The 25097-nt window shown below is 63.1% G+C and carries 20 protein-coding genes and 1 riboswitch; of the genes, 11 read left to right on the top strand and 9 right to left on the bottom strand.

Annotated features, from left to right (window positions below):
- Positions 1-60: 60 nt before the first annotated feature.
- The gene (locus ACN50D_RS14645) at positions 61-3252 is read left to right on the top strand and encodes an NAD-glutamate dehydrogenase domain-containing protein (protein ID WP_211921371.1); all 3192 of its coding nucleotides are present in this window, start codon (positions 61-63) and stop codon (positions 3250-3252) included.
- On the opposite strand, the gene ACN50D_RS14640 is transcribed toward ACN50D_RS14645, so the two are convergent.
- Positions 3229-4746, bottom strand: a complete 1518-nt coding sequence (locus tag ACN50D_RS14640; protein ID WP_065351873.1) for a PucR family transcriptional regulator — start codon at positions 4744-4746, stop codon at positions 3229-3231. The genes ACN50D_RS14645 and ACN50D_RS14640 overlap by 24 nt on opposite strands.
- Positions 4747-4874: 128 nt before the next feature.
- Between ACN50D_RS14640 and gabT the strand changes: the two genes are divergently transcribed.
- Positions 4875-6239 carry a 4-aminobutyrate--2-oxoglutarate transaminase gene (gabT, locus tag ACN50D_RS14635; protein WP_007727077.1) on the top strand — a complete coding sequence of 455 codons (1365 nt, stop codon included), beginning with the start codon at positions 4875-4877 and terminating at the stop codon, positions 6237-6239.
- 1 nt (position 6240) lies between these two features.
- A complete protein-coding gene (locus ACN50D_RS14630; RefSeq protein ID WP_211921372.1) occupies positions 6241-7686 on the top strand; it encodes an NAD-dependent succinate-semialdehyde dehydrogenase in 1446 nt (481 codons plus the stop codon).
- A gap of 52 nt (positions 7687-7738) precedes the next feature.
- On the opposite strand, the gene dszD is transcribed toward ACN50D_RS14630, so the two are convergent.
- The 3 genes from dszD to ACN50D_RS14615 form a co-directional block, all read right to left on the bottom strand.
- Positions 7739-8317, bottom strand: coding sequence for an NADH:FMN oxidoreductase DszD (gene dszD / locus ACN50D_RS14625; RefSeq protein ID WP_003941189.1), 579 nt, complete (start codon positions 8315-8317; stop codon positions 7739-7741).
- A 208-nt stretch (positions 8318-8525) separates the two neighbouring features.
- On the bottom strand, positions 8526-8999 hold the full coding sequence (locus ACN50D_RS14620; RefSeq protein WP_065351875.1) for a YbaK/EbsC family protein: 474 nt from the start codon (positions 8997-8999) through the stop codon (positions 8526-8528).
- Positions 9000-9014: 15 nt separating this feature from the next.
- Positions 9015-10118: a membrane protein gene (locus ACN50D_RS14615; protein WP_003941129.1), complete on the bottom strand. Its 1104-nt coding sequence runs from the start codon at positions 10116-10118 to the stop codon at positions 9015-9017.
- A gap of 126 nt (positions 10119-10244) precedes the next feature.
- On the opposite strand from ACN50D_RS14615, the gene ACN50D_RS14610 reads away from it, so the two are divergent.
- From ACN50D_RS14610 to ACN50D_RS14600, 3 genes are all read left to right on the top strand, one after another.
- Entirely contained in the window at positions 10245-10829 is a 585-nt protein-coding gene (locus ACN50D_RS14610) for a TetR/AcrR family transcriptional regulator (protein WP_039972784.1), read from the top strand.
- A gap of 45 nt (positions 10830-10874) precedes the next feature.
- A riboswitch (M-box (ykoK) riboswitch) is annotated at positions 10875-11048 on the top strand.
- A 347-nt stretch (positions 11049-11395) separates the two neighbouring features.
- Entirely contained in the window at positions 11396-14089 is a 2694-nt protein-coding gene (gene mgtA, locus ACN50D_RS14605) for a magnesium-translocating P-type ATPase (protein WP_064111423.1), read from the top strand.
- Between the two features lie 9 nt (positions 14090-14098).
- Positions 14099-14803, top strand: a complete 705-nt coding sequence (locus ACN50D_RS14600; protein WP_003941187.1) for an MgtC/SapB family protein — start codon at positions 14099-14101, stop codon at positions 14801-14803.
- Positions 14804-14821: 18 nt separating this feature from the next.
- Here ACN50D_RS14600 and ACN50D_RS14595 read toward each other — a convergent pair whose 3' ends face one another.
- From ACN50D_RS14595 to ACN50D_RS14575, 5 genes are all read right to left on the bottom strand, one after another.
- Entirely contained in the window at positions 14822-16183 is a 1362-nt protein-coding gene (locus tag ACN50D_RS14595; RefSeq protein WP_211921374.1) for a lipase family protein, read from the bottom strand.
- A 63-nt stretch (positions 16184-16246) separates the two neighbouring features.
- The gene (locus tag ACN50D_RS14590; RefSeq protein WP_007727049.1) at positions 16247-16696 is read right to left on the bottom strand and encodes a GNAT family N-acetyltransferase; all 450 of its coding nucleotides are present in this window, start codon (positions 16694-16696) and stop codon (positions 16247-16249) included.
- A gap of 18 nt (positions 16697-16714) precedes the next feature.
- A complete protein-coding gene (locus tag ACN50D_RS14585) occupies positions 16715-17191 on the bottom strand; it encodes a GNAT family N-acetyltransferase (protein ID WP_042922718.1) in 477 nt (158 codons plus the stop codon).
- A gap of 174 nt (positions 17192-17365) precedes the next feature.
- Positions 17366-18487 carry a DUF475 domain-containing protein gene (locus tag ACN50D_RS14580; RefSeq protein WP_003941145.1) on the bottom strand — a complete coding sequence of 374 codons (1122 nt, stop codon included), beginning with the start codon at positions 18485-18487 and terminating at the stop codon, positions 17366-17368.
- Between the two features lie 137 nt (positions 18488-18624).
- A complete protein-coding gene (locus ACN50D_RS14575; protein ID WP_003941199.1) occupies positions 18625-19200 on the bottom strand; it encodes a TerD family protein in 576 nt (191 codons plus the stop codon).
- Positions 19201-19443: 243 nt separating this feature from the next.
- Between ACN50D_RS14575 and ACN50D_RS14570 the strand changes: the two genes are divergently transcribed.
- The 5 genes from ACN50D_RS14570 (at position 19444) to ACN50D_RS14550 (ending at position 25085) form a co-directional block, all read left to right on the top strand.
- The gene (locus ACN50D_RS14570; RefSeq protein WP_007727045.1) at positions 19444-20589 is read left to right on the top strand and encodes a hypothetical protein; all 1146 of its coding nucleotides are present in this window, start codon (positions 19444-19446) and stop codon (positions 20587-20589) included.
- A gap of 92 nt (positions 20590-20681) precedes the next feature.
- Positions 20682-21839: an HpcH/HpaI aldolase/citrate lyase family protein gene (locus tag ACN50D_RS14565; RefSeq protein WP_042950575.1), complete on the top strand. Its 1158-nt coding sequence runs from the start codon at positions 20682-20684 to the stop codon at positions 21837-21839.
- Entirely contained in the window at positions 21836-23125 is a 1290-nt protein-coding gene (locus ACN50D_RS14560; protein WP_007727042.1) for a phosphoribosyltransferase family protein, read from the top strand. Before ACN50D_RS14565 ends, ACN50D_RS14560 begins: the two co-directional genes overlap by 4 nt.
- Positions 23122-24231 carry a cysteine protease StiP family protein gene (locus ACN50D_RS14555; protein ID WP_003941082.1) on the top strand — a complete coding sequence of 370 codons (1110 nt, stop codon included), beginning with the start codon at positions 23122-23124 and terminating at the stop codon, positions 24229-24231. The genes ACN50D_RS14560 and ACN50D_RS14555 overlap by 4 nt, the downstream gene beginning before the upstream one ends.
- Positions 24228-25085, top strand: coding sequence for an HAD family hydrolase (locus tag ACN50D_RS14550; protein WP_082661496.1), 858 nt, complete (start codon positions 24228-24230; stop codon positions 25083-25085). Before ACN50D_RS14555 ends, ACN50D_RS14550 begins: the two co-directional genes overlap by 4 nt.
- Positions 25086-25097 lie beyond the last annotated feature (12 nt).

Raw genomic sequence — 25097 nt, 5'->3', positions numbered from 1 at the left:
CCGGTGATCCACGCAACACTGGAAAGTGTTCGGATCCAATAATTTCCAGGAGGGTGTTCAATGGCGAGCACATCATCGGCGACCAAGACCGCAGCTGCAGAATCGAGACCGGCAGGCGGTGATCGATCCGGTGACCCGGCGCTCGAACTGGTCGCCGAATTGGCAGCAGCGGGCCAGCGACTCGTCTTCCGTCAGGGTGACAACCTGAACAGTGACGATCTGACCTGCGTGGTGCTGTGGCCGTCCGGAGAGCCCTCCCTCTCCGATCTGTGCGAGAACTTCGAGTCTCTCGGACTCCGAGTTTCGACGCACCGCCCGCTTCCGACCGTTCTGGGTTCGGCGCATTACTTCACCTTCGAGCCGAGCACCTTCGACGGCAGTGCGCTGGAGAAGATGGCGGACGCCTTCGAAGCCGTCATCGCCGGACAGACCCGGATGGATGCGTTCTCCAGTCTGATCGGACGAGCAGACATCACCTGGCGCGATGCAGAGTTGCTGCGCGCTGCGTGCCGTTTCCTCGCTCAGGCTCGTATCGGTTTGTCCGAGAGCTACATCGTCGGAGTGTTGGCAGCGAAGCCACTCTTCGTACGGCAGGCGATCGAACTTTTCACCGCGCGTTTCGACCCCGCCGTGGCGGGTGTGCGTGAGACAGCTGTGGCTACCGCAACGGCAGCTATCGATGAATCAGTCGACGGTGCAGACACTCTCGACGAGGATCGCGTCTTGCGCGGCGTGCGTTCGTTCCTGCAGGCGACTCTGCGCACCAACTGGTACCTGCGCGGTGAGAGCGGCGAACCGCTACCGTACGCGTCGTTCAAGATCGACTCGCAGTTGCTCTCCACTCCGCAGAAGACCGTTCCCTTCCGCGAGATCTACGTCAGCGCACCCAATGTCGAAGGCGTGCATCTGCGTAGTTCCTCCGTCGCCCGTGGTGGCCTGCGTTGGTCGGATCGATACGAGGACTTCCGCACCGAGGCTCTGAGTCTCATGAAGACCCAGAGCGTGAAGAATTCGCCGATCGTTCCTTCGGGAGCCAAGGGCGCGTTCGTGGTTCGGGGCACGTCGTCACCGACTCCGGCGCAGGTGCAGGAGTCTTACAGCACCTTCATTCGCGGCCTGCTGGACGTGGTGGACAACATCGTCGACGGCGCTGCGGTACACCCGGCAGAAGTAATCGAGTACGACGGTGAAGACTCCTATCTCGTCGTGGCAGCAGACAAGGGGACAGCGCGGTTCTCCGACGTCGCGAACGGCATCGCCGTCGAGCGTGGTTTCTGGCTCGGCGACGCTTTTGCTTCCGGCGGTTCGGCCGGCTACGACCACAAGGCGATGGGCATCACCGCTCGCGGCGCCTGGGTAGCGGTTCGACGGCACTTCGCCGAGCGCGACCTCGATGTCGACACCGATCCGTTCACCGTCGCGGGTATCGGGGACATGTCCGGCGACGTGTTCGGCAACGGAATGTTGCTCTCGCACAAGATCCGTCTGGTCGCGGCATTCGATCACCGCCACATCTTCATCGACCCGAACCCCGACACCGAGACGAGCTTTGCCGAACGCGCTCGCCTCTTCACCGTGCCGCGCTCGTCCTGGGACGACTTCGATCGCACCGTGATGTCGCCGGGCGGTGGCGTCTGGCCGCGGAGCGCGAAGTCGATCCGCCTTCCGCTCGAGGCGCGTGCGGCCCTCGGAATCACCGAGGAGAACTTGACCCCGCAGGAACTGATCCGAGCGATCCTGTGTGCTCCGGTGGACCTGTTGTGGAACGGCGGCGTCGGTACCTACGTGAAAGCGTCGACCGAAAGCAACGTCGACGCGGCCGATCCGTCCAACGACGCAGTTCGCGTCAGCGCTGACGAGTTGCGTGCGACGGTGGTCGGTGAGGGCGGCAACCTCGGCTTCACCCAGCGTGCCCGCATCGAATATGCCGCTGGCGGAGGCCGAATCAACGCCGACTTCATCGACAACGCGGCCGGCGTGGCTACCTCGGACCGTGAGGTCAACATCAAGATCGCACTCGCAGCGTTGGACTCGACCTCGCGCAATGAACTACTCGCGGCGGCCCAGGACGAGGTGGCCGCATCGGTGCTCGAGGCCAGTGAAGATCAGACCCTCGCGATCAGCCTGGCCGAGCACCGCGCACCGGCCCTGCTCGATCAGCACGAGCGGTTGATCGAGAACCTCGTCTCGGCGGGCGCCATGAAGCGACTGGAAGAATCTCTGCCCGACGCCAAGGCGCTGGCGGTCAGGGCGCGTGCCGGGCAGGGTCTCCTGCGGCCGGAACTTGCTGTGCTGGTGGCGCAGTCGAAGAACGTACTGACTGCGGAACTGGGCGCATCGACGGTCCCGGACAATCAGATCTTCGCCGATCGTCTCCCGCAGTACTTCCCGCTCTCCGTCGTCGAGGCCGCACCGGACGCAGTCCGCGCACATCGGTTGGGCCGCGACATCATCATCACCTCGGTTGTCGACGAACTGGTCAACCGCGTCGGCCCCGGCGTGTTGTTCCGGCTCGAGGAACACCTCGGAGTTCGCAGTCCGGAAGCGGCTCTGGCCTACGCCGTAGTCAGCGAAGTGCTTGGAACGGAGGACCTTCGACGTGAAATCCTGAACTCCGATCTCAGTGCCACCGAACAGCTGAAGGCTCTCGATCGCTTGCAGCAGCTGTTGGAATCCGAAATGAGCTGGGTGTTGCGCCGCCCGGGTGCTGCCGGCCGGTTCACCGTGAACCCGCGCGCCGACATCGATCGGTGGGCAGCCCCGGTGCGGGAACTCACCGACGGTTTGCCGGCCAGCGAGCGCATCGAGGCGTCTTTCGGAGCACTCGCCCTGGCAGACATTGCACTGCAGGAGAATACGACGGCCGCGGCCGCAGCCGCGATCTATCGGGAACTCTCCGACGCTCTCGATCTGGGCGATGTTCTCGGCGGCGTCGACGTCGCCGTCGGTGCCTCGCATTGGGAGGTCATGGGCAGCGCTGCCGTCCATGCCAGGCTGACGGCGCGTTTCGCGGACCTCGTGTCCGGTGCGCTCGGTGAAGGTATTCCGGAGGTCGTCGAGTTGTGGACCGCCGCCAATCCGCAAGCGGTGCGCCGGTTCACGGCTTTGATGTCGAGCGTGAGCCGCAGCGGAGCGCTGGACACCGCCCGTCTCTGCACGGTCGACGCCGAACTCGAACTACTCGTCCGCGGTGCGTCGAGCTTCGCTTCGGTGCACGCGGAGGAGGGTTCAGCGGCCCTCCCAGGCGAGTAGCGATAGCAGCAGTTCGGCTCTGACCCTGGCCTGTCCGAGGTCGCATTGCAGCAGTTCCTCGATGCGTGCGATGCGACCTCGGAGGGTGTGCCGATGAACACCGAGTTCGGCTGCGGCCGATTCCCATTGGCCGTTTGCCTCGAGATAGGCGCGCAAAGACGCGGCCAGTGCGGTTCCGTGTGCCTGGTCGTGTTCGGTCAGCACCGGGATGGTGTCCGCAGCCATTGCGATCAGTGCCTCACGGGCAGGCTCGGATGCCAGAATCGTCGAACCACTCAGAGCGTCGAACTCGAGAATGCGGGCAGTGGCCGTCGTGAGATTGGCCGCGGCGCGGGCCTGGACGAGTGCGCGCGGTGCGTCCAGAAGACGGTGAGGGGTGCTGATTCCGGCACGCACGGCTTTCGCTTCGGTGGGGGAGAGCTGCGCCAGTAGTGTTTTGGCGGTGTCGATTGTGTCGGTTCCGCGGAGGAGGACGGTCAGCGAACCGTCCTCGGATTGCGCGAACAACGGCCGGCCTGCTCGCGCGAGAGCGTTGTCGAGTTCGCGAAGAACTGGGCCGAGTCCGGATCCGCGAACGTGGACGACACGAATGTTGCCGTGCGTGTCGCTTGCCTCGTCCAAGTACGACGGCACACCGTCCTCGGGGATTCGGCCGTCGAGTAAGAGCCCGAAAGCCATGGCGTTGAGTCGAGTTCGCTCGGCCCGTAGTCGAACCGGTTTCTCGAGTTCGAGAGTGAGCAGCGAGACCGCATGCCCGAGCAACACTCTGTCGATATTGCTCAGGGGCCCGGCGCCCGCCATGGCGAGGTAGCCGTGCCAACTGTCGGTGACGCCGACGGGGGACAGTGTCAGCGTCCGTTCGGGTGTGCTCTGCGAGATCGACGCCGGAGCGTTGGGATCGCGGGTGGTGGCCGCGACCGCGCGAACCTCGGTGATCAACGACTTCTGGTTTGCCGGATGCACCGCGGTGATCCGATCACCGACAAACGCCACCGAAGTTTTTGTGGCCGTGGCTAGTTCACGCACGATCGCCGACACGCCACCGCGCAGTGCAACGCGGGTGATGCGCGTCTGTACTTCTGCCGCGCGGAGTACCGATTCGTATTCCTGCTGGCTCAGACGGGTCATCACCGCGCGCGTGACTGCCGCGAACGGGGTCGTGAACGGCACTTCCAGCAGGGGGAGTCCGCGGCTGCGGGCGGCGGCAATCAGGTCTGTGGGCACACTCTCGTGGGAAAGGCCGGTCCCGAAACCCAGAGCCGATACTTCTGCGGCGGCCAGACGGTCGATGTACTCGCTGTAGTCGGTGGCGTCCGCGCCCACCAGTGCCAGCCCGGTGGTGAGCACCAATTCGCCGCCGGAAAGCCACGGGGTGGGGTCCGTCAGCTCTGTGGCCTGCGCAAACGTGACGGGGTGGGTGGCAGCTGCTCGGTCGGTGAGCAGAGCCAGCGAGAGGTGTTTCTGTCGCAAGAGCCACGAGATCGGAACCGTCACCTGATCAAGGCTAGCTGTCGTTGCCGATATGGAGTAGCCCTGGAGCTCCGGGTATCCATTTCGGCAGTGCTTGCGATGCTTCGCGCGTCGCATACTCGAATGCAATACACAACCGAGAGGGTGGTCACATGAGTGCAATCGAATACCGGCTTCCGCAGGAGCGTCGCATCGTCACGGAGTTCCCGGGCCCGCGCTCGGCTGCGCTCGCCGAACGCCGTAAGAAGGTCGTCGGCGCCGGCGTCGCATCCACCCTCCCGGTCTACGTCGCCGACGCAGACGGCGGAGTCATCGTCGACGTCGACGGCAACTCGCTGATCGACCTCGGTGCCGGTATCGCGGTGACCAGCGTCGGCGCCTCCAACCCGGCCGTCGTGTCCGCAGTTCAGGATCAGGTCGCGCACTTCACCCACACCTGTTTCATGGTCGCTCCGTACGAGGGCTACGTCGAGGTCGCCGAGCGTCTCGCCGAACTCACCCCCGGTGACCACGAGAAGCGTTCCGTGCTGTTCAACTCCGGCGCAGAAGCTGTCGAGAACGCAGTCAAGATCGCCCGTCACGCGACCGGTCGCGACGCAGTCGTCGTCTTCGACCACGCGTACCACGGCCGCACCAACCTCACGATGGCACTGACGTCGAAGTCCATGCCGTACAAGAGCGGCTTCGGTCCGTTCGCCCCCGAGGTCTACCGCGTCCCGATGTCCTACCCGTACCGCGAGGGCCTCAATGTCGACGGCTCCAAGATCACCGGTGAGCAGGCCGCACAGCGCGCCATCACGATGATCGAGAAGCAGGTCGGCGCTGCCAACACGGCCGCCATCCTCATCGAGCCCATTCAGGGTGAGGGTGGATTCATCGTTCCCGCAGAAGGCTTCCTCCCGACGCTCGTCGCGTGGGCCAAGGAGAACGGCGTCGTCTTCATCGCCGACGAGGTTCAGGCAGGCTTCGCTCGTACCGGCGCCTGGTTCGCCAGCGATCACGAGGGCATCGTCCCCGACCTGGTCACGCTCGCCAAGGGCATCGCAGGCGGCATGCCGCTCGCCGCTGTCACGGGCCGCGCGGAGCTCATCGACGCTGTCCACCCCGGCGGCCTCGGTGGCACCTACGGCGGTAACCCCGTCGCCTGCGCCGCTGCATTGGCGTCCATCGACCAGATGCGTGAGCTCGACCTCTGTGGCCGCGCACGCACCATCGAGTCGACCGTCGTCGGCCGAATGAACGCACTGGCAAAGGAACTCGACGTCATCGGTGACGTTCGCGGTCGCGGCGCGATGCTCGCCATCGAGTTGGTCAAGCCCGGTGGGCAGGAGCCGGACGCAGACATCACCAAGAAGATCGCCGCCGAATGCCTCGCTGCCGGCGTCGTGATCCTCACCTGCGGTACCTACGGCAACGTCATCCGTCTGCTCCCGCCGCTGGTCATCTCCGAAGAGCTGCTCGACGACGCGTTGACCGTCCTCGAGACCGCTATCCGCACTGCAGCACAGGGGAACTGACATGTCCAACGTCTCGGATCTTCTCGACTCGGTACCCAAGGGTCTCTGGCTCGGCGGCAAGCTCGTCCCGGCCGAGAAGACCTTTGCGGTCTACAACCCGGCAACGGGTGAGGAACTCGCCCAGGTAGCCGACGCCACCGCTGCCGACGGTATCCGTGCGCTCGACCTCGCCGCTGCGGCGCAGGAAGACTGGGCGGCCACTCCGGCACGTGTACGCGGCGAGATTCTGCGCACCGCCTTCGAATTGCTGCACGCCCGCGCCGAGGACTTCGCGCTGATGATGACCCTGGAAATGGGTAAGTCGTTGGCAGAGAGCCGCGGTGAGGTCAACTACGGCGGCGAATTCCTGCGCTGGTTCAGCGAGGAAGCAGTACGCATCGGCGGACGTTTCACGCAGGCTCCGGCCGGCAACGGTCGCATCCTGGTCACCAAGGAAGCCGTCGGACCGGTCCTCGCGATCACCCCGTGGAACTTCCCGCTCGCCATGGGCACACGCAAGATCGGACCGGCGCTGGCTGCCGGTTGCACCATCATCGTCAAGCCCGCCGAGGACACGCCGCTGACCATGCAGCTCCTCGGTCAGGTGTTCGCCGATGCCGGTCTGCCCGACGGTGTGCTCTCGATCCTCCCGACGTCCGACGCGGCCTCCATCAGTGGACCGCTGATGGAAGATGCGCGTCTGCGCAAGGTCACCTTCACCGGCTCCACTGGCGTCGGAAAGTTGTTGGTGCGCAATGCTGCTGACAAGCTGCTCCGCACGTCGATGGAACTCGGTGGCAATGCGCCGTTCATCGTCTTCGACGACGCCGACATCGACGCAGCTGTCGACGGCGCAATGCTCGCGAAGATGCGTAACGGCGGCGAGGCCTGCACCGCGGCCAACCGCATCTACGTCGCCAACTCGGTGCGCGAAGAGTTCACCGACAAGTTCACCGCCAAGGTTGCGGCCTTGAAGGTGGGCGCCGGTGACGCCGAGGGCACCAACATCGGACCGCTGATCAACACCAAGCAGCTCGCAACCGTCACCGGACTCGTCGACGACGCGGTGTCCAAGGGCGCTCGCGTTCGCACCGGTGGATCGGCGCCCGAAGGCCCCGGGTTCTTCTTCACCCCGACGGTCCTCGACCGGGTGCCCGCCGACGCGCGCCTGCTGAAGGAAGAGATCTTCGGACCCGTTGCGGCAGTGGTCGGTTTCGACACCGAAGACGAAGCGATCGCGGCTGCGAACAACACCGAGTACGGTCTCGTGGCGTACTTCTACACCCGCGACATCGACCGTGCGATGCGCGTCTCGGCCAAGCTGGACACCGGCATGGTGGGCGTCAATCGCGGCGCGATCTCCGATGCTGCCGCGCCGTTCGGTGGCGTGAAGGAATCGGGCTTCGGCCGTGAAGGCGGAACCGAGGGTATCGACGAGTATCTCGATACCAAGTACGTAGCGCTCTAACTTGCTGTGCGCCTTTATTAACCGCGGGCGGTTAATAAAGGCGCACAGTTGTCTATTGACCCAACGGAGTCGGGCGGTAGTACTTGCCCTCGTGGTAGAGCAGCGGCGCGGCAGCGGATTCGTCGTCTTCTTCGGCGTGAACCCGCGTGACGAGTCCGATGACCAGCGTGTGGTCGCCGACAGGGATCAACTGGTCGACCTTGACGCGCATCCAGCTGGGGGTGCCGTGCAGCACCGGCTCCCCGGTGTCGAGCACTGCCCACAGTGACTCGTCTGCAAAACGCTGATCGGCACTACGCGCAAAGCGCTGGGCCAGATGCTGCTGATGTTCGCCGAGAAGGTGGATCACCAAGGACTCGGCTGCCTTGAGCGCATTGATGCTCGACGACGTCTCCGCGATGTTGAACGAGACGAGCGGCGGCTCGAGGGAGACGGACGAGAACGAAGTGGCGGTGAAACCCACCGGGCCGGTACCCGAATCGAGGGTCACGACGGTGACACCGGCGGGGTGGCGGCGAAGCGCAGCGCGGTAGTCACCGGCGCAGATGCCGGTGGACAACTCGGGCGTCGCTGCTACTTCGGGGACGTCGGGGGTGGTGTGGCTGGAAACGGCATTCGGCTTGTCAGACAACGGGAACTCTCCGGCTGGAACTCGAGGTGTGCGGTGTGGTCGAGGTGACTGCGCTCGGCATACACAGACATGCGTCGGTGCGGCACAGATCTACGTGCCGTCGACGCCAGTGGTTGCCGGCCGGGGTCCTGGTTGCAGTGCACATGGTGCGTCCAACTATAGGTGGACGCACGTCTGAGTGGTTTCGGACCGGGTTGGCTGAAGTGCTTCAGTCCATGTCGACGGCGAGGCCGGCGGTGATTCGGAGGAGTTCGGAGTACGTCGTGCGAAAGACCGTGTTGGGGTGCCCGGCGGCTGCCCACAACTCGGGGTACTGCTCGAGGGCGGTATCGACGTACGTCGGCAGGTTGGTGGGATGCCCGAGCGGAGCGACCCCACCGATCGGCTGGCCCGTCGCGGACTTCGCCATCTCCAGCGGCGCCCGCGTGAGCTTGCCTTCGAGGCGTTCGCCGGTGGCCTTCAGATTCACCTGATGCGCGCCGGAGACCAGCAGCAGGACCGGATCGTCGTCGAGAAGGAACACCAGTGACTTGGTGATCGCGCCTACCTCCACCCCGACGGCCGCCGCTGCCTCGGCCGCGGTGTGCGTGGCTTCGGGCTGCGTGACGATGACGCCGTGGTGACCCCGTGAGATCAGTGTTTCGGCGACGTGCGAGGCGTTGGGGTGGAGGAGGCTCGTCATGAGTTCAGACTAGGACTAGTCGGCGTTCGCCACAGCTGGAGTCGGCGTCGTGTCGGTGGACTTTCGGTTGCGACGGATCGTAAAGCCGAACAGCATGACCGCACCGATCAGTGCGTACAGGAAAAGCGTCAGAGCAGGCTGGCCGACGCCGACGTTGTTGAAGTAGACGATGCTCCGCACGCCTTCGGTGCCGGCGCCAGGTGTGATCCATCGGCCGATGGCGGCATAGAACGAGGGAATCACGTTGGAGCCGAATGCGCCTCCCGCACTGGGATTGCCGAGAATCACGAAGACGGCGATAGCCAGCGGGACTGCCAGAACGCCGATGGCAGCGCGCAATCCGAGTGTGAACATGGCGGTGCCGAACACCACGGCTGTTCCCAGGATCCACAGCGGGAACCAGTGGCCCGCGAAAGTTCCGAGTACGTGTGAGGTAATGAGGGCGCCGAGAGCTCCCGAGATGATCGAGTAGATCGCGATCACGCCCGTGTGTGCGCTTGCCTGGCGGAGAGTCTTCGGCGCACCGATGAACAGTCCGATGGCTGCCGCGAGGAGATAGCCGCCGACGACCCAGCCGACCGAGAGGTAGAAGCCCGAGAGGCCGCGGTTGTCGTGGGCTCCGACGGGGATCTCGTCGCGGACGACGAACTGTCGGTCCTGTGTCGCCTCGACCTTCGTGAACACCGCTTCGAGTGACGTCGCGATAGAGCTGCCGCCCGCGCTCGCGGTGATCAGGGTGTCCGGCCCGGCCGGGTTGATGACAAACGCGCCCTGGATCTCTCGGTCGTTGATCATGCGGCGAGCGGTCGCCGTGCTGTCGACCACCTGAGCGTCGAGCGGGCTGCCGTCGATGGCGTTGAGTTTGTCGGCGATCTGCTGATCCATGCCGTCGGGTGTGCCCTGATCGGCGATGACCGCGATTTCGATGTCTCGCGGAGTCGGCTGATGGAAGGCGGCGACGTAGCTGAGGATGAAGCCCATCTGCAGCAGGAGCACGCCGACGAACAACGCGGCCATCACCTTGGGTGCGCCGTACTTCACGAGCAGATTGTCGTGGTGGTGTTCGTCGTGGGTGGAGCTGTTGTCTGGTGCGGCGTGTGCCGGATGCGTAGTGGTCACGAAAGAGTCCTGATCTTGTCGAAAGTAAAGAGCTTGTCAATACCCGAGGTATTGAATACTCTAGGTATCGTGACTGAATCTCGTCAACCGGACTGGACTCCGGTAACCCGCCCCGGACGTGACGTGGTGCGGCAAAGACTGCTCGACGCTGCGGCGGAAGAGTTTGCGGAGCGCGGATTCAGTGCTGCACGTCTCACTGAAGTTGCTCGCCGAGCGGGCTTCACCAAGGGGGCTGTCTACTCCAACTTCGAGTCGAAACAAGATCTGTTCGCCGAACTGTTCGCGCAACGGTCTCTCGAACTGGCCGGCCGGGTGCTCGCCGAGATCGCCGGGATGAACCCCGCCGACGCGGCGGGCAAAGGTGGCGAGGCCATTGCAACGTGGATGGTCGACGACCCGGGGTGGTCGCTTCTCGTCCTCGAATTCGGAGTGCTCGCCGGGCGTGATCCGCAGATCGCTCAGGCGTACTTACGTGAGCGTCGCCACTTGCGCAGCCAACTCGTGGAGTTGATCGGCGAACGTGCCCGTGAATGGGGAGTGGACGATTCCTTTGACGTGCGGACAACCGCAATCTCGTTGATGGCGTTGATATCCGGGCTCGTTCTCGAACACTCCGTGGATCCGGAAGAGGTTGATCAGAGTGTCATGGGTGCCGCCGTGACGGCACTCTTCGCCGGCGCCGTCGCACGTGCAGGATTGTCCGCCGTCTGAGTTGCTCGGTTGACAGGCAACAGATTTGAGAACTACCCTCTGGGTGCAGTACCTCGTTAGGTGAGGCTTCTGCACGAACACAGGCCACTGATCTCACGACGTCGAGAGACGCCCAAGGTTAGGACAGATCTCCCCGGCTTAAGGGGTGATCCAAAGTGGCTTCCCGTTCTTGATCGGGACACGTCGTGCAGTGCCAAAACTCGGACGTGGAGGTGTTTTCGCAGCTTGATGCCGGTTTCTTCCGGCGAAGGCGAGAGTACGTCGATATTCGGTTCTCCTGGCGTGTGCTGTGCGCATGTACTTGTGTGGCGTCATCGGACGCCCCGAACTTTCAGGAGGTGACCATCGTGGACGACCCGCCGAGTCGATATTCGACCCATCCTTCTGTTCTTGCCGACGATGCTCACCCCGGTCTTTTGCTCTTCAGTCACTGACTCTTTGCATCCTCGGCTTCATCTGCGCGGCTTTGCCGCGACCGCTGACGACTTCCATTGTCGCTCAGCGCATTCTGCTGCCCTCATGCACTGGCATGGTCCGGCGTGTTCGGGCAGCCGAGGAGATTCGTCATGTCATTTTCCGTTCTCGCATTGCGGCCACGGCCCACGAGAAACAGTGCACAACAAACACATTCAACAGTCCTGGCAAAGGAAAGCGCACAGGAATTGGTCGACTTCTCGGCCTCGGACACGCGCACCGTTCTCGCGGATCTGACCACGACGGCCAACGGCCTTCGTGACGATCAGATCGACGATCTTCGTCGGCAATACGGGCGCAACGATGTCCGCCACGACCGCCCGGCGCCGGCAATCGTGCAGTTCGCGGAAGCCTTCAAGAACCCGTTCATCCTGATCCTGGTATTCCTCGCCCTGATCATGGTCGGGACCGACGTGGTCTGGGCGGACCCCGAGGACGGTCCTTCCTACGAGGGCATCATCACTCTCGGGTTGATGATCTTTGTCAGTGTCTCACTGAGGTTCTGGCAGGAATACCGTTCGAGTCGCGCCGCCGAGGCGCTCAAGGCGATGGTTACGACGACCGTCGCGGCCACCCGCAAGATCAACAACACCGTGGTCACGGCTGAGATTCCGATCGAGCAGTTACTGCCGGGGGATGTAGTCCAGCTTGCCGCCGGCGACATGATCCCGGCCGATGTCCGCATCATCCGGGCCAAGGATCTACAGGTCAATCAGTCCATGCTCAGCGGTGAATCGATGCCGGCCGAGAAGTCGGCGGACCCGTCGTCGGGGATCGACGTCGATCGGCTGCTCGAAGCCGAGAACATCGGGTTCATGGGTACTTCCGTCGTGTCGGGCAGTGGCACCGCCGTTGCGGTACACACCGGCAAGCGGACCTACTTCGGTGCCATGACAGCACAATTGGCGTCCAAGCGACCCGAAACCAGCTTCGACGTCGGGGTGCGCAGCGTCAGCTATCTGCTGATCAAGTTCATGCTGATCATGGTTCCCGCGGTGTTCATCATCAACGGACTGACCAAGGACTGGAGCCAAGCACTACTCTTCGGCGTCGCCACCGCCGTGGGGTTGACTCCGGAAATGTTGCCGCTCATCGTGACGGCGAACCTGGCCAAGGGTGCGCTCCACATGTCGCGCAAGAAGGTGATCGTCAAGCAGATCAACGCGATTCAGAACTTCGGTGCCATGGACGTTCTGTGCACGGACAAGACCGGAACTCTCACCGAGGACCGCATCGTTCTCGGTGAGCATCTCGATACTGCCGGACGTAAGTCCGAGGACGTATTGCGGCTAGCGGCGGTCAATTCCGTGAATCAGACCGGATTGCGCAGTCTTCTCGACGACGCGGTGATCGAGGCCGCCGGTCCCGAAGTGGTCGAGGAGATCTCGCGTCGGCACGGGTTGGTGGACGAGATTCCCTTCGACTTCAAGCGCCGTCGACTCTCCGTGGTGGTCGACCACGGAGACGCCGATCTGATCGTAACCAAAGGTGCAGTGGAAGAGCTCCTTTCGGTCTGTGAATCGGTGGAACTGGACGGGGTGACCCACCAATTGACACCGGGATGGCTGGCCCGAGTCGACCGTCTGGTCGCGGAGCTGAACGGTCAAGGCAAGCGAGTGCTTGCGGTGGCAACCAAGACAGTCGTCGAAGAGCAGCGCCGCGAGTACTCGACGGCCGACGAAGAGGGCATGACCCTGGTCGGTCTGCTGGCATTCCTCGACCCGCCGAAGGAATCTGCGGCCGGGGCGATCGAAGCCCTCGCGAGCCACGGAGTCGCGGTCAAGGTAGTGACGGGTGACAACGAACTGGTCGCCGAAACCGTCTGCGGCAAAGTCGGTATCGACGTGGGGACCGTGGTCTCCGGCGCTGAGATCGAAGCGTTGAGCGACGACGCCCTCGACGAGTTGGTGCAGCGGACAACCGTATTCGCGAAGACGGATCCGATGCAGAAGGCACGCATTGTCGAATCGCTGCGCCGGGTCGGCCACACGGTTGGTTTCCTCGGTGACGGTGTCAACGACGCACCCGCACTGCGGGCTGCGGACGTCGGCATCTCCGTTGACACAGCGGCGGACATCGCCCGCGAATCCGCGGACATCATCTTGCTGGAGAAGGACCTCGGTGTACTCGAACAAGGAGTCATCGAAGGGCGTCGTACCTTCGGAAACATCCAGAAGTACATCAAGATGACTGCGTCGTCGAACTTCGGGAACGTCTTCTCGGTGCTCGTCGCCAGTGCCCTGCTGCCGTTCATCCCCATGATTCCCGTAGTTCTGTTGTTGCAGAACCTGATCTACGATCTCTCGATGCTCACGATCCCGTGGGACCGTGTCGACGACGACTTCCTCGCGAAGCCCCGCAAGTGGGAGACCAAGAGCCTTCGCCGGTTCATGGTGTTCATCGGCCCGATCAGTTCGATCTTCGACATCTCGACGTTCGCGCTGATGTGGTTCGTGTTCGCCGCCAACTCTCCCGAGCATGCAGCGCTGTTCCAATCGGGTTGGTTCATCGAGTCATTGATCTCGCAGACGCTGATCGTTCACATGATCCGCACCCGCAAGATCCCGTTCATCCAGTCGCGTGCATCGCTGCCGGTACTGCTCAGCACGGGCGCTGCCTGCGTCTTCGCGCTGGTGTTCCCGTTCACGTCCTGGGGTCATTCCCTCGGGTTGGTTTCACTGCCGTGGAACTACTTCCCGTGGCTGGTCCTCACCCTCGGGGCATACTGCGTCGTCACGCAGGTGGCCAAGGGAATGTTCATTCGTCGATTCGCGACCTGGCTCTAGGAGTTCACCGTGGAAATCCACGTCATCCTTGTGCGGATAGCGCTCGGGCTCGTCCTCGGCGCTGCCGTCGGGATCGAAAGGCAATGGCGCGCAAGGATGGCGGGTCTGCGAACCAACGCGTTGGTGAGCTTGGGTGCGACGCTCTTCGTCATCATGGGCGCGTACGGGTTTCAGGGCCCGGACGCCGATCCGACGCGCGTCGCAGCGCAGATCGTCTCGGGGATCGGTTTCCTCGGTGCTGGAGTGATCATGAAGCAGGGTGCGTCGGTCACCGGCCTGAACACTGCCGCCACTCTGTGGGCCACGGCCGCCGTCGGCGCACTGGCCGGAGGCGGAATGTACTGGGTCGCGGTGTTCGGGGCCGGCGCAATCATGTTGGCGAACACGCTGTTGAGGCCGTTGGGTCGGATGATGGATCACCAGCCTGCCCGAACCGGACGCGAAGAACCGCCCGCGGACTACACCTTCGAGGTGACCTGTCACGGCGACGCCGAAGCTCACATCAGAGGTCTTACCGTGCAGTCCATTTCGAGGCCCGAGTTTCAGCTCCGGTCAGTGCAGTCCTTCGACATCCCGGACAGCGACCGCGTGCGGGTGGTGGCCGAACTGGCTGCCGCGGAGCGTGACGACGGACTCCTGGAATCCGCCGTCAGCCGACTTAGCCTGGAACCGTTGGTGACTCACGTTCGGTGGGAGGTGGAACCGTCGAAGTAGATTCAGGCTCGCTGTCAGTCAGCGCGCATGTTCTTGCGGCGCAAGTGAGTTCCCCAGTGCAATGTTCGCGCAGTTGGACGGTGCAGGCTTGCCGTTCAAGCGGTCGTCGACCCAGGCGAGCGCACCGGGGAGCCAGAGCATGGCGCCGAGGAAGTGGCTGATGGTGTCGTACTGGTCGTACTGAATCGCCAGGCCGGCGTCGCAGTACTTGCGTGCGAGGGTGCGGACGTCGCCCGTGATCATCACGCCGTCTCCCGCTCCGACACCGGGGCCGCCGGGTTGGGTGCCCTCGATGGTGCCGTTGGCCGCCTGCGCGATGAACATCGGAATGGTCGGTGTCGCCGCGGTGCCCATGTTGATCTTGTTCACGACATCGACGTACTCGGGAACCGTATTGGGATCGGCGTACTCGGGTTTGACCAGATCCTGCCAGGTCAGTCCGGGATACTGTGCCAGCACATTGCCGATGGACGCGTCTTCGAGTCGAGCCATGACGTCGCGTCCACGGTCGCTGAGATACTTCCCGAAATCGATGTCGTACGAACGCGCAACGCCGACGACTGCCATGCCGACCACGCCGCCCCACCCGATGCTTCCGCTCGCGTAGCGAAGGTTGTTGGCCGGATTGACCAGCACGCCTCCCTGCGCGGCACCGATCAAGTTGTCGTTGATCTCCGGTGCATATGCGGGAGCGAGTATCGAAGCCCAGTTGGTGGCGATCGCTCCGCCGGAGTAACCCATCAGCGCGATCTCTGCGTCGTCGGTGATTCCGGTTTCCGGGACATCGCGGGCGGCACGCAGAGCGTCGAGCGTCATCATCCCGTATTCGGGTCCGGCAGCGAAGTTTGCATCCGGCCCCTCGGTGTCCGGGACGACGATCGTGTAGCCCAATGCGAAGAGCGGCCCGAACAGGGCTGCCTCGATGGACGTGAAGGTACCGCCGATGTTGAAGTTGCGTCCGCTGGGAGTCCAGTCGCCGATCGGGGTGTTACCCGCGATGGCTCGCGACGGGCTGTCGTCGGGGTTCAGCGAATCGTAAAAGGACTGGTACGAAACAACTTTGTTCGGTTGGGCGTTGGCCGGGCGCAGGATCGAGGTGACGTTGGCGGACGGCTGTCCCAGGGCGTCGGTTGATCGGTAGAGAACCTGGACTGCCTGTATCGGGGTCGGGATGTTGAGCACGGTGTACGGCACGGTGCGAGTCTCGAGTACCGCACCCGGGGCGTACGACGAGAGGGGTGCCGCGCCGTCGTAGCTGTAGAAACCGTCATCGGGGGACTTGGCAAGGACTGGCTGCGCGAGCGCTACCGGTGCGCCGACGCCTGTCAGTGCAAGCGCGAGTACTCCGACAACTGCGCGAGATAAGACCCTTGACGACATACTCGTCCTCCACATTGTGTGCCACGCCCCACCCTGAGATCGTGGTGTGACGACCACCATATATTACTCGTGGGTAATGTGGGGATCAGTCAGATCGGTCGTCGTATCGAGGTCTCGACGTAGGAAGATTTCGGAGGACTCGCCTGGGAGTAAAAGAACTCCCGCGTCGGTGTATCCCATTGCGCGATAGAAGTTCTGGGCTGATTCGTCGGCGAGTGTGGAGGTGAGGACCTGCGAGTGTCCCGCGCGGCTCATGCGTTTTTCCCAATCTGTGACCAAAGCGCGCCCGATGCCTTGGCCGCGGTTCGAAGACAGGACGGTCAGCATGTTCATGAACGGAATCTCGTCCCAGAACAAGCCCCAGCGCAGCCATCCGATTGGATTACCGTTGTCCTCGGCGATGAGTATCCGGCCGCGTTGGACCACTGACGCGAGTTCCTCGGCAGCGACGTGCGAGTCGTGCTCACGTAAGAACGGCAAGTCTGTCTGCGCTGCGACGCGAATGTTCACCACAGAAGTCAGTATCGCCGTTCAGTCGGAGTTGATGGCGTTCGGCTTGGACAGGTAGACGACTCCGGGGATGTGGCTGGGGTCCGGCGGCAATTGGGAGTAGCCCGCTCGGGTGTACAGGCGAATGTTCCGCAGGCTCCTGCTTCCGGTGAACAGCTCGAAACGTGTGATGTGCTCCGGAGCGTTCTGTTCCACGTGCTGCAAGAGGCGTCGGCCGAGGCCGTTGCCCGCCAAGTCCGGTGCCACCATGAGGCGACCGATCTGCCATGCGGTTCCGTCCGCGGTTCCTCGCACGGCCCCGACGAGCCGGCCGCCGCGTCGTGCGGTCCAGACAGTCGACTCCTGAACCCAGGCTCGGACCGTGGGTAGGTCCTCGTGGAGCGGGGGTATGTCCATGCTGTTGTTGGAGATTGCTTCCGAAACCCAGCAACAGCGTTGTAGAACAAGGATTTCCGCGGCGTCCTCGTCCGTTGCGCGCTCTATGACTATCTCGTTCATTGTTTCCCTTACGAATAGGTTCTTCGCACCCGCAGGCCAATTGTTCACCCGCAGGCTGAATTTGGCGCGCGGCTGAACAATTGGCGCGCGGTTGTGAATGCAGAGCGTTTCAATTCAGGCATAACAAACAAAACGCCCGCAACCAATTGGTCGCGGGCGTTTCGAAAAAGAACGTCAGACAGTTGCCGGAGTGTTCTCGTCCAACTTCGGATCTGCGTTCGCGATTCGCTTGTTGCGAATGAGGCTGCTGATGAAAGCAGCGCCGATCAAGAAGACACCGACCAGGCCGGTGATGATCTCGTTGATGTGAACGCCGATGGACACCATCAAGATGACGGCCAGAGCGCCGATGGCCCAGTGCGCACCGTGCTCGAGGTAGACGTAATCGGAGAGCGTGCCCTTGCGGACCAGGAAGACCGTGATGGAACGGACGAACATCGCGCCGACGAAGCCGAGGCCGAGGGCGATGATGATCGGGTCTGCTGTGATGGCGAATGCGCCGATGACGCCGTCGAAGGAGAAGGACGCGTCGAGGACCTCGAGGTAGAGGAACAGGAAGAAGCCGGCCTTACCGGTCGCTTTCGCGAGCTGCGTGGGGCCGCCGGACTTGGCGGTTTCTTCCTCTTCGCCTTCTTCCGGCAGATTGAACAGTTCACCCAATCCGTTGACCGCGATGTAGGTGATCATGCCCAGAACGCCCGAGATCATGACGGTGGAGACCTTGTCGTCAGCAGCGAGGAAAGAACCACTGAGAACCAGGACGATGCCGGCCACGACGACGGAGAGCTGATCGAGCTTGCCGATGCGAGCGAGCGGCTTCTCCAGCCAGGACAGCCAGGTGATCTCACGCTCTTCGAAGATGAATCCGAGGAAGAGCATCAGCAGGAACATGCCACCGAAGGCAGCGATCTGCGGGTGAGCGTCGGTGAGGATGGTTTCGTAGCTCGGCTCGCCGTTGGCGAAGTACGCGGCGTCGTCCGCAGGCGGGTTCAGTGCGAGGTCGAGTGCAGCTACGGGTCCGAGACCGGATGCAGCCCAGACGATCACGAGCGGGAACACCAGACGCATACCGAAGACGGCGATGATGACGCCGATGGTGAGGAAGATCTTCTGCCAGAATTCACTCATTCTTTGCAGAACAGTGGCGTTGATGACGGCGTTGTCGAAGGAAAGCGAGATTTCCAGAATCGACAGGATGATGACGAGGAACAGTGCCTCGGGTCCGCCGTAGATGAACGCAACGATCATCGCGAGGATCGAAATTGCGATGGATAAACCGAATATTCGCAGTACCACGGAGCGTGGCCCTTTCTAGTTGGTCAATGCAGAGTGGTTACTGCAAGCGGTCTCTCACCGCATCCGAACGTGAAAACGGGGAGGGTTCCACAGACTACTGCGGAACCTTCCCCGAGTCAGCTCGTCGAGAGCGAAGATCAGACGTTGACGCCGTAATCGCGCGCGATGCCCGCGAGGCCGGACGCGTAGCCCTGGCCGATTGCGCGGAACTTCCACTCTGCACCGTTGCGGTACAGCTCACCGAAGACCATGGCGGTCTCGGTGGAAGCGTCCTCGGAGAGGTCGTAACGAGCGAGCTCGTTGCCGTTCGACTTGTCGACGACGCGGATGTACGCGTTGCGGACCTGGCCGAAGGACTGCGAGCGAGCTTCTGCGTCGTAGATCGAAACGGGGAAGACAACGCTCTCGACCTCGGCAGGAACCGCTGCGAGGTTCACGTCGATCTGCTCGTCGTCGCCTTCGCCTTCGCCGTCCGTGTTGTCACCCTTGTGCTCGATCGAGCCGTCGGGCGAACGGAGGTTGTTGAAGAAGATGAAGTGCTGGTCGGAGAGGACCTTCTTGTTCGAGCCTGCGCCGATTGCGCTGGCGTCGAGGTCGAAAGCAGCTCCGGTGGTGGAACGTGCGTCCCAGCCCAGGCCGACGACCACTGCAGTCAGGTTCGGGGCCTCCTTCGTGAGAGAGACATTGCCGCCTTTGGTCAAGCTGACGCCCATTCAGGGGTCCTTTCAAGAGGAGAGACAAGGCCCACTACGACGCGAAGTCGTCTTGGGAGTGTGTTTACCTCCACCACCCTAACCGCAGTTCCGGTGTGTTCGCCGTAACAGCAGAATTACGAACCGAGAAGCGAAGTGCTGGACCCGTAGGATTCAATCGTGGTGGGAAGATGGTCGGAGCGCTTCAATCGGGGGGCAAGAGTGGGGGAGTCGGTCAGTCGTGCGCGGGAGGCGCAGACGGCCATGGTTTCGGCGTTCCTCGACATGGACAAGCGGCAGACCATCGCGTCGGCAGCAGTCGACGCTTCCGCCGAGCTGTACCCCGAGCGAGGGCTGCGCGCTGCGTGGGAACCCGTTCGGGATCGGTGCTTCCAGGCTGCGTCGGACTACCTCGACACATCCGAGCGCTATGGCAACGATCAAGTACTCCACCAGAACCCGAACGGTGCTCGGGCGGCGTTCGAAAAGTCGGTAGCCGAACTCGTCGAGGCGGCAAAGGGCGTCGACGCCTTCTACAACGGGCATCGTGCGCACCTCGAGCAGGCGACGGTCACGATGTCCGCCATTCCCGTCCTCGGCCAGCAGGCCCGAACCCTGGCGAACGCCGTCCGGGAAAAACTGGCTGCCACCGATCAGCGCTATCGCGAGTACCCGTCGGTGGTGACGGCCTCCGAACACCTCGACGACGCGGTTGCAGCGCTCGACAATGCGCGCTCATCCGGTCGCGCCGACGCAGTCCGCACGCGGGCCGAGAGTGTCCGCGAAGCGGTATCGGCGCTCGAGGAAGCATTGGCAGAAGCCCCGTCGACCCAGCACCGTGCCGAGATGACGATTTCCTCGGTCTCGACCAGGTTGTCGGCAGTGCGCACTCGAGTGGACCGCCTGGATCCGGCGTACTCCGCATTGCTGCGCGAGTTCAACGCCGCGAGTTCTGCTGACCTCGTCGACAACAGCAGTCGCAGCCGAGCGCATATCGATCAGGCCGACATCGATCTCAAGGAAGCGAAGCAGTCGCTGGCTGCGGGAAACCCCGAACATGCACTGGCTTTGATGGCCGAAGCCCGCGTGCACCTCGCCGACGCCGAAGCGTGTGCCGACGCCGTGACGGACCGTCTCGCTACTCTGCGTGCAGTCCGGGCAGATCCGAGCCAAAAGGAACGTGAGGTTCGTTTCCGGCTGAAAGACGCCCAGATGTTCGCTGTTAACCAAGGGTTGGTGGCGGAGTGGGGCTCCGTACTCGATGCTCAACTAGCAAGGATCGAGCGAGCGAGTGCGTCACTGTCGGGAACTCATCCGGACTACTGGTCGTATGTATTACAGCTGGACTCGGTATCGACGTTCATCACCGAAGTTGTCGAGAAGATGCGGGCGCGAGCCGGCAAAAACTGAATGGTCGGGCCGATCGGGGGATCGGAGTTGCTCGACGCGTTGTCACAGGGGGTCGTTTCATGGACTTGATTGCGGTTACAGAGAGAAGAGAAATGCAGCACTTTCAACATCTCGAGGATGACGTGCGGGAGCAACTGTTCCTGCATGCGCCTCGATCGTTCGCGGATTCCGACGAGAGGGATCTGCTCGCGATTGCTCTGGGTGCAACTCTCTACGTTCCTGCCACCCGAGCCGGGTTGGCCGACATCGTGGTCAAGCGTGCGTCCGAGGGCGTCAGCTCGATGGTGCTTGATCTCGAGGACGCCGTCGCGGATCACGAGGTGGAGTCGGCGCGAGCGAACGCGGTTGACGCTCTCGACAAGATCGCGTCCACCGACGCCGTCGGCATGCTGCTGTTCGTACGGGTCCGTGAAGTCGCGGACATCCACAAGGTCGCCGCGTCGTTGACCGAGGGGCGCGCCGCGCTCACCGGGTTCGTCATCCCGAAGTTCGGCAGCGAGTCCGGCCCCGTGTTTCTCGACGCCGTCGCGGACGCATCCGAGTTGCTGGGCAAGCATCTCTACGCGATGCCGGTACTCGAATCACCCGCGCTTGTGCACCGCGATACTCGCGATCTCGAATTGCGCACCATCAGTGGGATTCTCGCGCAACACCGCGATCGAATCCTTGCCGTCCGCATCGGCGCCACCGACATGTGCAGCACCTTCGGCATCCGTCGTGACCGCGATCTGACCATCTACGACGTGCGCGTGGTGGTCGACGTCATCGCCGACATCGTCAACTATCTCGGGCGCGCGGACGGTTCGGGTTTTGTCATCACCGGGCCCGTGTGGGAGTACTTCGCCGATCACGAACGCATGTTCCGGCCGATGCTGCGCGCCACCCCGTTCGAGGAACACGACGCCGTCCGGTTCCGTCAGCATCTCGTCAGCCGCGACCTCGACGGTCTGCTCCGTGAGATCGCGCTGGACCGAGCCAACGGAATCCAGGGCAAGACGGTCATCCACCCGTCGCACGTCGCAGCGGTCAATGCATTGTCCGCCGTCACGCACGAGGAATATCACGATGCCCTCGACATTCTCGGTGCCGACGCCGGGGGAGTTCAGGCGTCCGGCTACCGGAACAAGATGAACGAGATGAAGCCGCACCGCAATTGGGCCCATCAGACTGCGCTCCGAGCTCACGTGTTCGGTGTGACCAACAAGGGAATCACGTTCGTCGAGTTGCTGACGGCGTTGGTCGATCGATGACAGAGCTTGTCCAGTCCAAGGACGTTCCCTGGGCTACAGCAGAATTCGGCTTGGACCTCGTTCACGGTGATTCGTCACTCGGGCATTCGGTGCCCGATCTGGTGATCCCGGGACTTCGGCGGAATCCGCGTCGCGCTCATCTGCTGGTGTCCACCGTGCTGGGAAAGCACGTGCCCACCGAGCCGTCCGTGGTCATCGGCGCTGCCGACGACCTCGGCGATCTGGTGCGGACAACCCTCGGTGAGGGTGTCGACGTCGTCGTTCTCGGATTTGCCGAAACCGCAACAGGTTTGGGCCACTGCGTCGCAGCTCGCCTCCACGCTCACTGCTACCTGCACTCCACGCGCCGAGACGTACCAGGGGCTACGACGCTCGCCGGATTCGAGGAGGGGCACTCGCACGCCACGAGCCATCTGATGCAGCCGACGTCCGCCGAACTGTTCGAGAACGACCTGCCTCTGGTCCTCGTCGACGACGAGATCTCCACCGGCGCCACCGCGATCGATGCCATCCGGGCGCTGCACGGGCAATGCCCGCGAAGCCGCTACGTCGTGGCCTCGCTGGTGGACATGAGAACCGAGGAACACCGAGTCGCCGGCGAAGCCGCGGCGGCAGAGTTGAATGTACGAATCGACTACGTCTCTCTCGCTTCGGGTTCGACGGTCCTGCCCGACGGCCTGACCGAGCGCGTCACGGCGCTGGATGCTCCGGATCTCAATCCGATCGGTGACCGCCGTGGCACGCTGGCACGGATCGATCTGCCGTGGCCGGCACATGTCCCCGACGGTGGCAGGCACGGCTTTCTCGATGGCGACACCGCGGCATTCGAGTCAGCCGTCGAGGCAGCGGTGTCCATTCTCAAATCGTCGATCGACGCGTCGCGTGCTGTGATCGTGATCGGTCACGAGGAGTTGATGTACCTGCCACTGCGCATCGCTGCGGGCTTGGAAAGCTCTGGGCGAGCAGTTCGTTACCAGACCACAACTCGCTCACCCGCGTACGTCGTCGACGTGCCGGGATACCCGCTGCGTCGCGGGTTCACCTTTCCGGCGCCCGAACTGGGTGAGAACGACCCTCGATACGTCTACAACGCGCAGTGGCCTGATGCGGCGGTCGACGCCCTTGCGTTGCTGGTCATCGACGAGCCCGCCGACACCGATCGGTTGACGGCGATGGACGGAGTGGTCGAGGTGTTGCGGAACTCCGGCACCGACGTCCTGGTCGCCACCGTTCGCGGGGCCGATCCGTCGGCGCTGCGAGATTCCAGAGCAGGGAGCTCGTCATGAACGAACCATTGGTCGGGCCCGAATTCGGTTCGTACGCGCCGGGCGAAGTGAAGTGGCTGCTCAAGGATCTCTCGCACGTGGATCTCGAAGCGGATGTATCCGTGCGCGAGAAGCGTATTCAGTCGGGTGAGGCGCACTATGCCGAGTCTCTCCCCATCGAGTACCAACCCGATCAGGCATACCGGGATCTTTTCGAGACGGTGCTCGCCGAGAGCGCTCCACGGTTGGCGCGCGCTGTCGGGACCGTGATGGACCTGGTCTTGGCCGAGCGGGGGAGTGACATCACGCTGGTCTCACTCGCCCGGGCCGGAACACCGATCGGGATTCTGATGCGGCGCTGGGCCCAGCAGACCCGCGGGTTGACGTTGCCGCACTATGCGGTGTCCATCGTCCGTGGCAAAGGAATCGATTCCGTCGCACTCGATTATCTTGCGCACCATCACGACTCGGAGAACGTCGTCTTCGTCGACGGCTGGACGGGCAAGGGCGCCATCGCCCGCGAACTCGACGCAGCGTTGACGGAGTACCACGAGGCAGGCGGAGCGAAGTTCGACTCCGATCTGGCTGTTCTCGCCGACCCCGGACACTGCGTGCGAACGTACGGGACCCGTGACGACTTCCTGATCGCGTCGGCGTGCCTCAATTCGACGGTGTCCGGCTTGGTCTCACGAACTGTCCTCAACGACACCCTCATCGGGCCCGGCGATTTCCACGGCGCCAAGTTCTACGCCGACCTCGCCGACGTCGACGTTTCCAACAGGTTGCTCGACGTGGTCTCGGCCGAGTTCGATTCGGTTCGCGGCGACGCAGCGGATTCTCTTGCTGCAGTGCTCGATTCCGATCGGACGCCGACCTGGGCCGGTTGGGAGTCGGTGGAGAAGGTGCAGGCCGAGTACGGGATCTCGACGGTCAACTTCGTCAAACCCGGTGTCGGAGAAACAACCAGGGTGCTGCTGCGCCGGCTTCCCTGGAAGGTTCTGGTGCGCGAACTCGAAGCCCCGGAGCACGCACACATCCGGTTGTTGGCACAGGCCCGTGGGGTCCCGGTCGAGGTCGTCCCGGATCTCGCCTACTCGTGTGTCGGCCTGATCAAGGACATCACGTGAGCCGTGTGGACACCGCTGCGTCCCAGGTCCTGATCGCCACGGATCTGGACCGCACGATGATCTATTCGCAGGCCGCGATCGGCGGCGATCCCAGTGGCTCCGACCTGGATTCGGCACCGAGCCCGCTGTGCGTCGAGTACTACAACGGCGGTCCGCTCTCGCACATGAGCGTCGAATCGATCGAACTGCTGACTGCGCTCAGCTCGCGGGTTCCGGTGATTCCGACAACGACCCGGACCATCGCACAGTTTCAGCGGATCGATCTCCCCGGCGGACCGTGGAAGTACGCGATCACGAGCAACGGCGGAAACATCCTGGTGGACGGCGAAGCCGATCGCGAGTGGCGAAACGAGATCGACCGTTCGACCCGCAAGGCCGGCGCCGAGTTGCCGCAGGTTCAGGCGGAACTGGAATCGCGCATCGACTCGAGTTGGGTCAGCTCCATTCGTGTTGCCGACGATCTGTTTCCGTACCTGGTCGTCGATCTGGCCGTGATGCCGAGTGAATTCGAGACCGAATGGAATCACTGGTGTGTGGCGCGGGGCTGGAACGTCTCTCGTCAAGGCCGGAAGATCTACACGATGCCCGACGCTGTCTCGAAGTCACGCGCGCTGGCAGAGGTGCGCCGCAGACTGGTCGAGTCGGGTGATCTGGATCAGTCCGCCGTCGTGATCTCGGCTGGTGATGGCGCATTGGATGCGGACATGCTCGAATACTCCGATTTCGCGATCAGGCCCAGGCACGGTGAGCTGGAAGAACTGAATTGGCAACGGCCGACCGTTACTGTGACAGAAAGGTCCGGTATCGCAGCGAGCGCGGAGATCTTGCGGTGGTTCTCTTCCGCGCTCGGGTAATACACGCTCTCT

Origin of the sequence: Rhodococcus sp. SB1D, assembly GCF_048573875.1 — a bacterium.
Classification (GTDB): Bacteria; Actinomycetota; Actinomycetes; order Mycobacteriales; family Mycobacteriaceae; genus Rhodococcus_F; species Rhodococcus_F qingshengii.
This window is presented reverse-complemented; position numbering and strand designations above follow the sequence as displayed.

Excerpts from the sequence above, each read along its gene's own strand:
- ACN50D_RS14645 (WP_211921371.1), top strand. The coding sequence starts at position 61 with ATGGCGAGCACATCATCGGCGACCAAGACCGCAGCTGCAGAATCGAGA.
- gabT (WP_007727077.1), top strand. The coding sequence starts at position 4,875 with ATGAGTGCAATCGAATACCGGCTTCCGCAGGAGCGTCGCATCGTCACG.
- ACN50D_RS14630 (WP_211921372.1), top strand. The coding sequence starts at position 6,241 with ATGTCCAACGTCTCGGATCTTCTCGACTCGGTACCCAAGGGTCTCTGG.
- ACN50D_RS14620 (WP_065351875.1), bottom strand. The coding sequence starts at position 8,999 with ATGACGAGCCTCCTCCACCCCAACGCCTCGCACGTCGCCGAAACACTG.
- mgtA (WP_064111423.1), top strand. The coding sequence starts at position 11,396 with ATGTCATTTTCCGTTCTCGCATTGCGGCCACGGCCCACGAGAAACAGT.
- ACN50D_RS14595 (WP_211921374.1), bottom strand. The coding sequence starts at position 16,183 with ATGTCGTCAAGGGTCTTATCTCGCGCAGTTGTCGGAGTACTCGCGCTT.
- ACN50D_RS14585 (WP_042922718.1), bottom strand. The coding sequence starts at position 17,191 with ATGAACGAGATAGTCATAGAGCGCGCAACGGACGAGGACGCCGCGGAA.
- ACN50D_RS14575 (WP_003941199.1), bottom strand. The coding sequence starts at position 19,200 with ATGGGCGTCAGCTTGACCAAAGGCGGCAATGTCTCTCTCACGAAGGAG.
- ACN50D_RS14570 (WP_007727045.1), top strand. The coding sequence starts at position 19,444 with ATGGTTTCGGCGTTCCTCGACATGGACAAGCGGCAGACCATCGCGTCG.
- ACN50D_RS14565 (WP_042950575.1), top strand. The coding sequence starts at position 20,682 with ATGCAGCACTTTCAACATCTCGAGGATGACGTGCGGGAGCAACTGTTC.
- ACN50D_RS14560 (WP_007727042.1), top strand. The coding sequence starts at position 21,836 with ATGACAGAGCTTGTCCAGTCCAAGGACGTTCCCTGGGCTACAGCAGAA.
- ACN50D_RS14555 (WP_003941082.1), top strand. The coding sequence starts at position 23,122 with ATGAACGAACCATTGGTCGGGCCCGAATTCGGTTCGTACGCGCCGGGC.